10 protein-coding genes are annotated in these 12947 nt (G+C 44.0%); all 10 read left to right on the forward strand.

Annotated features, from left to right (window positions below):
* Window positions 1-263 precede the first annotated feature (263 nt).
* The 10 genes from AC6I8U_RS00925 to AC6I8U_RS00970 all read left to right on the forward strand — a co-directional run bounded on the left by AC6I8U_RS00925 (window position 264) and on the right by AC6I8U_RS00970 (window position 12599).
* A complete protein-coding gene (locus tag AC6I8U_RS00925) occupies window positions 264-488 on the forward strand; it encodes a hypothetical protein (protein WP_252012844.1) in 225 nt (74 codons plus the stop codon).
* A gap of 131 nt (window positions 489-619) precedes the next feature.
* A complete protein-coding gene (locus AC6I8U_RS00930) occupies window positions 620-1261 on the forward strand; it encodes a YjbF family lipoprotein (protein WP_252012843.1) in 642 nt (213 codons plus the stop codon).
* Between the two features lie 42 nt (window positions 1262-1303).
* The gene (locus tag AC6I8U_RS00935) at window positions 1304-2062 is read left to right on the forward strand and encodes a capsule biosynthesis GfcC family protein (protein WP_498017487.1); all 759 of its coding nucleotides are present in this window, start codon (window positions 1304-1306) and stop codon (window positions 2060-2062) included.
* The gene (locus AC6I8U_RS00940; RefSeq protein WP_498017488.1) at window positions 2055-4244 is read left to right on the forward strand and encodes a YjbH domain-containing protein; all 2190 of its coding nucleotides are present in this window, start codon (window positions 2055-2057) and stop codon (window positions 4242-4244) included. The genes AC6I8U_RS00935 and AC6I8U_RS00940 overlap by 8 nt, the downstream gene beginning before the upstream one ends.
* 799 nt (window positions 4245-5043) lie before the next feature.
* Window positions 5044-6177, forward strand: a complete 1134-nt coding sequence (locus AC6I8U_RS00945) for a polysaccharide export protein (RefSeq protein WP_498017489.1) — start codon at window positions 5044-5046, stop codon at window positions 6175-6177.
* A gap of 101 nt (window positions 6178-6278) precedes the next feature.
* A complete protein-coding gene (locus tag AC6I8U_RS00950; protein ID WP_498017490.1) occupies window positions 6279-6719 on the forward strand; it encodes an arsenate reductase/protein-tyrosine-phosphatase family protein in 441 nt (146 codons plus the stop codon).
* Window positions 6720-6894: 175 nt separating this feature from the next.
* Window positions 6895-7272 (forward strand): four helix bundle protein, encoded by a 378-nt coding sequence (locus AC6I8U_RS00955; protein ID WP_498017491.1) that lies wholly within the window; start codon window positions 6895-6897, stop codon window positions 7270-7272.
* Window positions 7273-7335: 63 nt separating this feature from the next.
* Complete coding sequence (locus AC6I8U_RS00960) at window positions 7336-9498, forward strand: polysaccharide biosynthesis tyrosine autokinase (protein ID WP_498017492.1); 2163 nt, start codon at window positions 7336-7338, stop codon at window positions 9496-9498.
* Between the two features lie 508 nt (window positions 9499-10006).
* Window positions 10007-11131, forward strand: a complete 1125-nt coding sequence (locus AC6I8U_RS00965; RefSeq protein WP_498017493.1) for an ISAs1 family transposase — start codon at window positions 10007-10009, stop codon at window positions 11129-11131.
* Window positions 11132-11474: 343 nt separating this feature from the next.
* A complete protein-coding gene (locus AC6I8U_RS00970; protein ID WP_498017493.1) occupies window positions 11475-12599 on the forward strand; it encodes an ISAs1 family transposase in 1125 nt (374 codons plus the stop codon).
* The last annotated feature ends 348 nt before the right edge of the window (window positions 12600-12947 follow it).

The following is a 12947-nucleotide window of genomic DNA, read 5'->3' on the forward strand; positions in this document are numbered from 1 at the left end:
GAAAACTAAGATTCTCCCTTCCAAACCAACATTCCCCTTCAACTCAAACACCGAGAACCGGTCTCCCCACACCTAGGTCCAAGGACCGCCTTTTCCCAGGACCGCTCTTAGAACAGTGATAACCTGCTCAAAAACTATCTTTTGTCAGCAAACTGTAAAAAAAATCCCATTTACAACGCTTTATACAATGGACTAACATTGAAAGTCAGTGTGTTCAACTAGATGCACTGAATTATCGATAATTGAGTAAAAAGGATATAACCATGAAAAAAATCGCACTAATCATGGCGATTGCAGCGGGTCTTTCTGCACCAGCGTTTGCTGAAGCAGAAGGCGCAGCAGCTGGCGCGAGTGCTGGTGGTGCTGCGGCTGGTGGTGCTGTGACTGGCGCTGTTGCCGTTGGTGCAGCAGCAGCGGTAGCGGTAGTTGCAGTAGCGTCTTCAGAAGATTCTACAGCGACAACCACGACAGTTACGGCTGGCCAGTAACCGTCATTTAGACAAGCTTCTTTCACGCTTTAGTAGTGAAAGAAGCTTTGTTTTTAATGCACAGGAAATAATGAAGTGCTCTCGATTTTTGATTCGAAGAGACAAAACTCAGTTTATCGCGGAATGTTGTATTGAAGCTCAAACTTACCCTTCTAGCTGGAGCCTTGCTCGCACTTAGTGGCTGTTCACAGCGCTTTCAAGATGTTAATTCAACGCTATCCGAAGCTTTCTTAGGAGCAGACGATGTTGTGATGACTGCAGAGCAAATTAAAGAACTCCCATACGCTAGCGCCTACCTTCGTATTAACGATGGCGCCCAAATCTTTGTTGTGCTTGCATTCGCAGAACCCAATCCCGCGACAGGAAAAACCCAGTACAAGTGGATGTCCTCAGACCGAGCCATGTTCATCTTCGAAGATGGAAGGCTGGTGAAAACCATCGGTTTATATGACAACAATCTACAAGGTATTACGCATACTCAGATTACAAACTCGTCTTGGTCAGTAAACTACGACTGGATGCCAGACTATCGGTATGGCTATCAAGGAACGCTTGTCCGAACTGAAGATACCCTAGAGCAAGTAAACACACCTATAGCAAGCTATCAGACCCAAAACTACACAGAGCAAGTTCGCTTTGACGCCATCGATGCAACAATCACCAATCAATATTGGCGAGACACAAAGTCAAACAGAGTAGTCAAGTCGATAAATTACGTAGGCCCAGATATGGCAAAAGTAGAATTCACCGTATTAAAACGCCCTTCGATGTAAGCGTCGTAACAAAGGCTTTTAGATCCAACAAGGAAAATAATAATGATACACGGATGGCTAAAAAGACGTTGTTTTGCACTATTTCTTGCCTGTCCCTTTTTTGCAGTAAGCGCTGAGCTATCGGTGTTACTCCCAGAGCAGTCTGTTCGTTTGGAATATTCCCAACCTGCACGCCTCGAAACCGTATTAAAAGACACCCATTCACAAGCTCTAAAGAATCGAACCTCTCTAGATAGCGTTCAAGCCCAACTATTTTCATTAAGTAAACAATCAATAATTGAAAACCAGGTTGATGAGCTCGTTAAGAAACTAGAATTACTGCAGCAACAAGAGCCAGAAATTGGCGCCAATAACCTTTTAGAACAGATCCAACAATCCAGTTTCAAGTATCGAGAGTTTACTTCACTCGACTACGATGTTGTGCAATCACAGCATGAAGGCAACCCATTATTAACAGGAAACTACGAACTAAATATTGGGTCAAGGAACAATCAAGTCACCTTCATGGGATCGATAAAAACGATAGAGGCAGCTCCACACCGTGCTCAATGGTTCATAGCCGATTACTTTAAATCAATGGGAGATATCCGGCTAAACTCAGCTAGCGAGAGTATCGCGTGGGTGATCCAACCTGACGGGAACGTTCAGCAAACCGATTATGGCCTATGGAATTTCAAACCCCACTTCATAGCACCAGGCGCTATTGTTTATGTCCCTATTAAGTCCCTGCCCTTTGAATTTGAATCAATCAACAAGGATTACATCGAGCTGCTGCGTCACAAGGTAAAGAACAATGAATAACAAAATAACACCTTCACTGATTGCTGCTGCCGTCACGCTAGCGTTATCAGCTACTGCAAAAGCCGATGCTTTCAAACCAGCAACGCTAACCCCCTCTCAATCTGATTTTGGTGGTGTTGGATTAATGCAAATGCCAACGGGTCGAATGGCGGCTGAGGGTGAGTTTAGCTTCAATGGTGACTGGAGTGAGCATTACCACAAGTACAATATCAGCTTACAGGTGATGCCATGGCTCGAAACTACGATTCGCTACACACTAGTCCAAGATTTGCTATACAGTAACGACCCAAGCTTTAGCGGCGACACCAAATACACAGACAAAGGTATTGACCTAAAATTTCGCTTACTGAAAGAAGGCGATTACCTACCTGAAACATCGATCGGCTTGCGCGATTTCGGTGGTACAGGTTTGTTTGATGGTGAATTTATCGCTGCGACCAAGCGATTTGGAAACCTAGACTTTACCCTAGGCATGGGATGGGGATATCTAGGTACTCGTGACAATATCGCTAATCCTTTTTGCAAAATTAGTGATGGCTACTGCACGCGCCCTTCAGATTTTAAAGGCAGTGGTGGGATGGTCGACTACGAGCGCTGGTTTAAAGGACCAGCAGCATTATTCGGTGGTATTGAATACCAAACACCCTGGCAACCACTTCGCTTTAAACTTGAATACGATTCCAACAACTACTCGCAAGATTTTCCTGTGGTGAGAGCCGGTGTTGATATGACACCCTCAACACCGTGGAACGTTGGTGCTCTTTATCGATTAGGTAATTGGGGCGACATTCGAGCAAGTTATCAGAGAGGCAACGCTGTCGCACTTGGCGTTACATTGCGCACTAACTTTAATGACGCAAAATCGTATTGGTTGGACGAACCAACCCCCGAGCTTCGTCCAACCGAAACATCTACCAGCATAGCGGCGGTAGACTGGGACAAGATTGCGGGAGAACTGAGCAAGAATGCCGGTTATGATGACGTGGCAATAAAACACAGCGGTTCATCAGTCACGGTAATCGGTAAGCAAACGAAGTACCGAGACCGAGCAGAAGCACGTGAACGCGCAACAAGGGTGTTAGCCAACGAATTGCCTGCGGAGATCACTTCTTACCAAATCATTGAAACTAACCTCAATCAGCCTCAAACAGAGACGCAAATAGATGCTGAAGCTTTCAAGCAGATCGCCATTGAGCAACCGATATATCGCGAAGTCACCGACGCAATGGTAGAAACTGAACTAGCTAGCGAAAGCAACGGCTCAACAGAATACGATGGCTTTAACCGTTTTGACTACTCCTTCAGGCCAACCCTCGCACAGTCGATCGGCTCCGCTGAAAATTTCTACCTATATGAAATCGGTATCGATGGCAGCGCTGAAATGTGGGCGACTAAAAATTTGAATCTATCGGGTACCGTGCACCTCAACTTGCTAGATAACTACGACAAATTTAACTACATCGTCCCACCAGATGGCACTAATGTTCCGAGGGTAAGGACGCTATTTAGAGCTTACGTATCTGACAACACGCTTTGGGTGAAAAATCTCCAAGCTACCTATTTCCAAGAATTTGGCAATGGCTTCTATGGTCAAGTCTATGGGGGCTACCTAGAGACAATGTTTGCAGGCGCGGGCGGTGAACTCCTTTATCGGCCCCTAAATAAAAACTGGGCCATTGGTGCTGACGTAAACTTAGTGTCACAGCGCGACCCAAGAAGTCCATTTGGTGTTTTTGATGAAGAAGACCAATCGATACCAGAGTTTGGACGTCCATTCAAAGTGGTCACGAAGGGAACGACAGGCTTCTTAACAGGTTATTATATGCCGCAGTGGTCATTCATCGATAATACATTACTTAAAGTGGGTATTGGTAAGTTTTTGGCAGGGGATCTAGGTACGCGAATCGACTTCTCGAAGCAGTTCAAAAGTGGCGTTATTGCAGGCGCATACGCCAGTTTTACGGATCTTAGTTCAGAGGAGTTCGGAGAGGGAAGCTTTACCAAAGGCTTCTATGTCTCTATTCCATTTGACATCATGACCGTCAAACCAAGCGCTAATCGAGCCAGCTTTAATTGGCAGCCCATCACGAGAGATGGTGGGCAGATGCTAGGTAGAAAATACGAGCTATTTAGCGTAACCGATGCGAGATCTCCCTGGCTGCAAAGACCATCATCAAACTAGCAGTACAAATCCTTACAGGACTGTCAGTGAAAATACTTTATGCTGACAGTCCTGTGACTTGTGCCACAGTTTACGGGCTGAAAGTCCTTGGGTTTTGTACGTAATTACGGAATAATATTACCAAAATGACTGTTGCCTCACAGAGTGCTAAAGCACCAGAGCGACAAAACAAGATAAATGGTTTACCAACCCTAAACGCAGCATAGCGTTAAAGCGATTTGGCTTAAAACAATAGTCGCGAGGGGGTGGAATACACATCAATATGTCAGTTAACCATATCTATCTGCTAATGACGTTAACGTCGTACGACATGGGTGATATCACGCTATCGAGACGTGCCAAAAACCATCATAGATACCATATCGCAATACGAGACGAGTTGCTTGTAATGCCTTTTTTTATGTGGATAATGCAATGACTCAAAAAATGGTAAATTTCTTACAAGTTTTTGAGTAAAGATAGAGTTTTCAAAAGAAAAAATACGCTTATTGAGTGTGACATTTTAGTTTCATATTCATGATATAAAGTACGTGCCTCGGTAACTATTTACGTAAATGTAACGTTGCCAACCGTGTTACGGATAAAAACTCGCTTAAGGATGCGCAATAGGGTTAAGTGCAACACGACCAAAGGGCGGTAGCTTACCAAAACTAGGCGATCTAGTGCCCAAATTGGTAAGTAAATGATATTCACACCTTGACCCTCGCGCCTAACAACAGAAAAATACTCAATAGCATTCACTCTCAGGGACCGGGACGAGTATACTCGGACCAAAACTAGGAACTGGCTTCAAATACCCATGAACAACCTTAAAAAATTGACTATTGCCACTATGCTTCCACTTGCGATTGCAGGGTGTACTTTGCCTGGCGGGCACATCTCGACCAGTGATAAAAATGTTGTGCAAGCGGAAGGAGAAACGACAGATCTTTCTAAGCTAGTTAATGTTTACCCTCTCACTCCTGAGAGTGTCGCCTCTTTCAAATCTCCAGAGCCGGTTGCTCAATCTAACCCAACGTTAGACCTTGAGATTGCTAAGTATCAGTACAGAGTTGGCCCAGGAGATATCTTAAACGTCACTATTTGGGACCATCCAGAATTAACGATTCCAGCAGGTTCTTACCGAAGTTCTGCTGAAGCGGGTAACTGGGTTAATGCTGACGGTACAATATTTTATCCATATATTGGTCTGGTGCATGTAGAAGGCAAAACCGTACGTGAAATTCGTATAGAGATGACTAAGCGCTTAGAGAAGTATATTGAAAGCCCGCAAGTAGACGTCAATGTAGCGTCTTTCCGTTCAAAAAAAGTCTATGTAACCGGCGAAGTTACTGCTCCCGGGCAGAAGCCAGTAACCAACATTCCAATGACCTTACTCGATGCCGTTAATCAAGCCGGTGGTCTAGAAAGCGCTGCAGATTGGCGCAATGTGACACTTACTCGTAATGGTATTGAGGAGCGCATTTCACTTTACGCACTAATGCAGAAAGGTGATTTAAAGCAAAATCGCTTAATGCAACCAGGCGACATTATTCACGTTCCACGTAATGATGCCCAGAAAGTGTTTGTTATGGGCGAAGTAGGCGACCCACAAACTCTTAAAATGGAGCGTAATGGTATGAGCCTAACTGAAGCATTGAGTTCTGTAGGTGGTATCAACGAAGTAGCAGCCGCCGCAACGGGCATTTTTGTTATTCGCCCAACTCAAGGCAACGAAACAGACAAAATCGCCAGCATTTATCAGCTAAACATGAAAGATGCCACTGCTTTGTTCCTTGGAACGGAATTTGAGCTTGAACCTTACGATGTCGTCTATGTCACAGCTACACCACTAGCTCGCTGGAATCGCTTAATGACTCAACTATTGCCAACGCTTACAGGTATCAAGAATATCGGTGATGCAGGTACATCCTATAGAAATTGGGGTGAATAATAGATTAGAACGGTTCTATGGCCCTGTGGCCCTAAGGTAAAACACGGCACCACAGAACCACAGAACCACAGGACCACAGAACCACAGGACCGCTCTTAACCATGTTCAACAAAATTCTAGTCGTCTGCGTAGGCAATATCTGCCGCTCCCCAATCGGCGAATATATGCTAGCGAAAATGCTACCAAACAAAACAGTAGCTTCCGCAGGCATCGCCTCAGCCAAAAGCGGCCTAGTCGGCAAACCAGCAGACAAAACCGCAATTGAAGTCGCGGCGGAAAACAATATTGATCTGACGCCGCACGTTTCACAACAACTAACAAGCGAACTCTGCAAAGACTACGACCTAATCCTAGTCATGGAGAAAGGTCACATAGAAGCCTTAACCAGCATCGCCCCAGAAGCCCGCGGCAAAACCATGCTCTTCGGTCAATGGATTGGTCAAAAAGACATCCCCGACCCATATCGACAAAGCCGCGAAGCGTTTGATCATGCGTATGAGTTGATTGAGCGGAGTGCGGGGGAGTGGGTGAAGAAGCTGTAGATAGAGCGGTCCTAGGAAAAAGATGGGCCTAGGTCCTAGGTGAAGTCGGCTTAAAGCAAGTCGATAATGATGATTATTGTGTTTGTTTTTGATTGACATGAATAGCCAAAAACAAAACCCTGTCGGACCAAGGACCAAGGACCAAGGACCAAGGACCAAGGACCAAGGACTTACTTTGCAATTTGAAAAACTAGAAGTTTGGAAAAAGAGTTCACGGCTGTGTGTCGAAATCATCAGGGAACTCGATTCTTGCAGGAACTTCAGCTTAAAAGATCAATTATCACGAAGCTCTCTTTCAGTGCCTTCCAACATTGCCGAAGGTGAAGAGCGTGAGACAGCTAGAGAATCAGCGCGGTTTCTTTACATAGCCAAAGGCTCATGTGGAGAAATGATTACACAACTATACATAGCCGCAGAGCTGAACTATTTGAACAAAGACAAATCAAAGGAGTTCATCAGTGAAGCAAAACACATTTCTGCCATGCTAGCAAAACTAATTAAAATTCGTCGAGGCTCAGTCAAAGAAGAAAGTGCTTCTTACGACCCCGAGTAATCACCAAGGACCAAGGACCAAGGACCTAAAACTATTGCTTAACCCGGAACTATTACTTTCATCATGACAACACCACAACAAACTAATTCGTCCCCGTCCGACGAAATCGACCTAGGCAAACTTTTCGGCATCCTCCTAGACGCCAAATGGGTCATCTTATTCACAACTTTCTTCTTCGCCTGCTTCGGTGTTGCGTATGCACTTTTAGCCACCCCCATCTATAAAGCCGATGCACTAATACAAGTCGAGCAAAAAAGTGGTGGTATGTCGTCGCTTTTAAGTGAAGGTCTTGGTGATATGTTTGCTCAAGAATCCTCGGCGACAACAGAGATCGAGCTGATTAACTCACGTATGGTGCTGGGACAAACGGTCGATAAGCTGAATTTAACAACGATAGCAGCGCCAGAATATCTTCCTATTATCGGAAAAGGTTTGGCAAGAATTACGGGTGAGCAAGCGTTTATTGATGTTGGTCGATTAGAGGTGCCTGAGCGTTGGCATTATTTGAAAGATCAATCGCTCACATTGAAACAGTTGGACGACAACAATCAAAATTATGAGCTTTATGATGCGGAAGGCAATGTTCTGCTGTTGGGTAGTGTAGGAGTACTTGCGGAAGGAAACGGCTATAAATTGTTTGTTACTGAGCTATCGGGTAAAAAAGAACAAACATACTCACTCGGTAAGGTTGCTCGCATCGATGCCATAAATGCTCTGCAGCAAGCGCTTTCGATTTCTGAGCGCGGCAAGCAAACTGGTATATTACAACTCTCCCTAGAGGGTGAGCGTAAAATTACGCTAGAGCGAGTTCTCAACGACATCAGTCAAAATTACTTCCTACAAAATGTAGCGCGCCAATCCGCAGAAGCGGAAAAAAGCCTCGATTTTCTTAAAGGCCATCTACCAGACATTAAAACCAGTCTCACAGCGGCAGAAGACACGTTAAACCAATATCGTCAAGAAAATGAATCAGTAGATTTAGGCTTAGAGGCTCAATCAACGCTAAAGGTGATGGTAGAACTTGAAGCGCAACTCAATGAACTCACCTTCAAAGAGAGTGAAGTAAGTCAACGTTTTACGCCTGACCACCCTGCTTATCGTTCTCTGCTTGAAAAGCGTGAAACTTTGCTTAAAGAAAAGCAGCGTTTGAATCAGCAGATCCAGAAACTGCCAAAAACACAGCGCGAAGTATTGCGTATGACGCGTGATGTTGAGGTAAACCAACAAATTTATGTTCAGCTTTTAAATAAAGTCCAAGAACTGAATATTATGAAAGCGGGTACTGTTGGTAACGTACGCATTGTTGATTCAGCGCAGTCTTATACACGTGCAGTTAAACCGAAGAAACCACTGATCGTTGTGCTAGCAACACTGCTGGGCGGTATGCTGAGTGTAGCGTTCGTTTTGGTGAGAGCGGCCTTTCACAAAGGTGTCGAGTCTCCAGATGAGATTGAAGCGATTGGCTTACCTGTGTATGCAAGTGTTCCTAAATCAGACATGCAGTTGCAGCTGGAACAATTGTCGAAGCGCAATAAAGGGAAGCAAAAACTTTTAGCAGAATCTAACCCAGCTGATCTGTCCATTGAATCGCTGCGTGGTCTTCGTACCAGCTTGCACTTTGCCATGATGGAAGCGAAAAATAATATCCTAATGATATCGGGCCCTGCGCCGGGTATTGGCAAATCTTTTGTTTCTTCTAACTTTGCCGCTGTAGCGGCGAAAACAGGTCAAAAAGTATTGCTTGTCGATGCGGATATGCGTAAAGGCTATTTGCAGAAGCACTTTGATCTTAAGTGGGATGATGGTCTGTCTGAGATGTTGAGCGGAAAAATCAATACTGGACAGGCAATTAAATCTACAGTCATTGATAACCTAGATGTAATAACTCGCGGTCAAGTCCCACCAAACCCATCTGAGCTTCTAATGCATCCAAGATTTAAAGAGTTTACCGAGTGGGCATCTGAAAACTACGACCTGGTTATCCTAGATACACCTCCTGTGCTGGCAGTAACCGACCCAAGCATTGTGGGCGCATTAGCAGGTACGACCCTGATGGTTGCACGCTTTGGTCAAAACACGATTAAAGAGATAGAAGTTGCCCAGGGTAGATTTGAGCAATCTGGTATTGAGGTTAAAGGCGTGATCTTTAATGCGATAGAGAAGAAAGCTTCGAGTTCATATGGCTATGGTTATTATAATTATGCTTACACGAACGATAAGAAGTAAGTGTCGGTGAGTATGTCAACTGCTGTGCTTGATGAAGCGAGTATGCAACGAAAGCTCCAGGTCTAGTGAAAATCTAGACCTATTGGGGCGGTTTAGAAAAAAGTTACAAAAACAAATAATTACAATGAGATAGGCGAAATTGACTGTCTCAAAATGAATGAAAAGTGTCTCAGTGCATGAAACTGTCTGAGGCATTTTTGTGTCATCGCCGCAGAAAAATTCATGTACATGCCCATGTTTAAAGAGATTGTGGCGTGTTGAATTCTCAATTTTAAAAGGTCACTAGTTGACCTGAGTTCTGGATAAGAAATTGAGGATGAAGAGGAACTAATTGCCAGGGAAAATTCATGAACATGCCCATGTTTAAAGGGTCTGTAGCTTATTGAGTTCTCACTTTTTGAACTTCATTAGTTAGCGTTATCACATAACCGTCAATCGCCTGATGATCGATTTGTAGATCATTTCCAGTGTTTTCTAATACCTCCATAGACAATTTGGAGGTCCATTAATGAGCAAGAAGCACCCATTTATGCATTTCGATGTTATTCCAGATTACCGACAACAAGGCAAAGTCGAACACAAGTTAACTGATATCATTCTGTTAACAATTTGTGCTGTGCTTTCTGGCCAAGACGATTGGAAAGCGATTAGCCTTTACGGTGAAGCTAAGTTGGATTTCTTGAAGCGACTTGGTGATTTTAGCCATGGCGTGCCTTCAACATCGACGATAGCCAGAGCGATGGGAATGATTAATGCGACTCGACTGCAAAAATGCTTCATTGAGTGGATGAAAGATTGCTGTGAATTAACCAAAGGTGAAGTGATTGCCATCGATGGTAAAACCGTTAGGGGCTCTTATGATGATTCTCGTGGGCTCGGTGCAATTCATATGGTGAACGCTTTTGCGACAGAAAGTGGAGTTAGTCTCGGACAACAAAAAGTCTACGAAAAGTCCAACGAGATCACCGCTATCCCAGAGTTACTAGAACTGCTTGATATATCGGGCTGTTTGGTGACGATAGATGCTATGGGATGTCAGAAAAAGATTGCTCAAACAATTCTAAACAAAAACGCTGATTACTTGCTGGCTGTAAAAGGCAACCAAGGTCGTTTGGAGCAAGCATTCGATAATTACTTCGACATGAGCATGCTGCAAAAACACGATGGTGATTCATACAGCACACAGGAAAAATCGCGTGGCAGACAAGAAACCAGATTGGCTCTAACGAACAAGGAGTTAAGTGTTCTAGGAGACTTGGAGTTTGATTGGCCTGAGTTAAAAACGATGGGTATTGTTGTGACTGTGAGGCAGGAAGAAGCGGTTGCGAAAGAGTCAGAAATCACGGTGAGATACTACATTAGTTCGAAGGATTTAAGTGCTAAGGAATTGTTAAATGCAACGCGTTCACATTGGTTGGTCGAGTCGATGCATTGGTCCTTAGATACAACATTTGGTGAAGATGGTAGCCGAAAACGCGCAGACGAGAGCGCAGAAAATTTTGCAAGGATCAGGCAGATGTGTTTGAACATGCTGAAGAGTGAAACGACTTTGAAAGCGAGTATTAAACACAAAAGAGCGATGTGTGCGATGGATTCTGAGTACCTTTTGAAGGTTCTGGCGAGCCTTTATTGACGGGGATGTTCATGAATTTTCCGTGAACTAATTGCTCGTTCCCCGATCTGATCATTCGACCAAGAGTGAACAGACCAGGGAAAAATCATGAGTGTGTCGTGGAGCACAGAGGTTAACTTAAGGTTAACCATCTAAGCGTAAGCTTAAGAAGAGATGAAGGTAGGCCCCTCCAGGGAAAATTCATGAACATGCCCATGTTTAAAGGGTCTGTAGCTTATTGAGTTCTCACTTTTTGAACTTCATTAGTTAGCGTTATCACATAACCGTCAATCGCCTGATGATCGATTTGTAGATCATTTCCAGTGTTTTCTAATACCTCCATAGACAATTTGGAGGTCCATTAATGAGCAAGAAGCACCCATTTATGCATTTCGATGTTATTCCAGATTACCGACAACAAGGCAAAGTCGAACACAAGTTAACTGATATCATTCTGTTAACAATTTGTGCTGTGCTTTCTGGCCAAGACGATTGGAAAGCGATTAGCCTTTACGGTGAAGCTAAGTTGGATTTCTTGAAGCGACTTGGTGATTTTAGCCATGGCGTGCCTTCAACATCGACGATAGCCAGAGCGATGGGAATGATTAATGCGACTCGACTGCAAAAATGCTTCATTGAGTGGATGAAAGATTGCTGTGAATTAACCAAAGGTGAAGTGATTGCCATCGATGGTAAAACCGTTAGGGGCTCTTATGATGATTCTCGTGGGCTCGGTGCAATTCATATGGTGAACGCTTTTGCGACAGAAAGTGGAGTTAGTCTCGGACAACAAAAAGTCTACGAAAAGTCCAACGAGATCACCGCTATCCCAGAGTTACTAGAACTGCTTGATATATCGGGCTGTTTGGTGACGATAGATGCTATGGGATGTCAGAAAAAGATTGCTCAAACAATTCTAAACAAAAACGCTGATTACTTGCTGGCTGTAAAAGGCAACCAAGGTCGTTTGGAGCAAGCATTCGATAATTACTTCGACATGAGCATGCTGCAAAAACACGATGGTGATTCATACAGCACACAGGAAAAATCGCGTGGCAGACAAGAAACCAGATTGGCTCTAACGAACAAGGAGTTAAGTGTTCTAGGAGACTTGGAGTTTGATTGGCCTGAGTTAAAAACGATGGGTATTGTTGTGACTGTGAGGCAGGAAGAAGCGGTTGCGAAAGAGTCAGAAATCACGGTGAGATACTACATTAGTTCGAAGGATTTAAGTGCTAAGGAATTGTTAAATGCAACGCGTTCACATTGGTTGGTCGAGTCGATGCATTGGTCCTTAGATACAACATTTGGTGAAGATGGTAGCCGAAAACGCGCAGACGAGAGCGCAGAAAATTTTGCAAGGATCAGGCAGATGTGTTTGAACATGCTGAAGAGTGAAACGACTTTGAAAGCGAGTATTAAACACAAAAGAGCGATGTGTGCGATGGATTCTGAGTACCTTTTGAAGGTTCTGGCGAGCCTTTATTGACGGGGATGTTCATGAATTTTCCGTGTAGGCCCCTCAAAGTCTACTGTCGGAAGTCGGCTTTATACCCAGGGAAAATTCACGTACATGCCTATGTTTAAAGGGTTCGTGGCATAGTGAGTTCTCAATTTTCGAACCTCACTAGTTAGCGTTATCACATAACAATCAATTGTCTGATGATCGATTTGTAGATCATTTTCAGTGTTTTTTAATACCTCCATAGACAAATTGGAGGTTCAACGATGAGTAATCAGCACCCATTTATGCATTTCGATGTCATTCCAGATTATCGCCAACAAGGCCAGGGAAAATTCACGTACATGCCTATGTTTAAAGGGTTCGTGGCGTAGT

The sequence above is a fragment of the Vibrio sp. KUL80 genome, assembly GCF_059725495.1.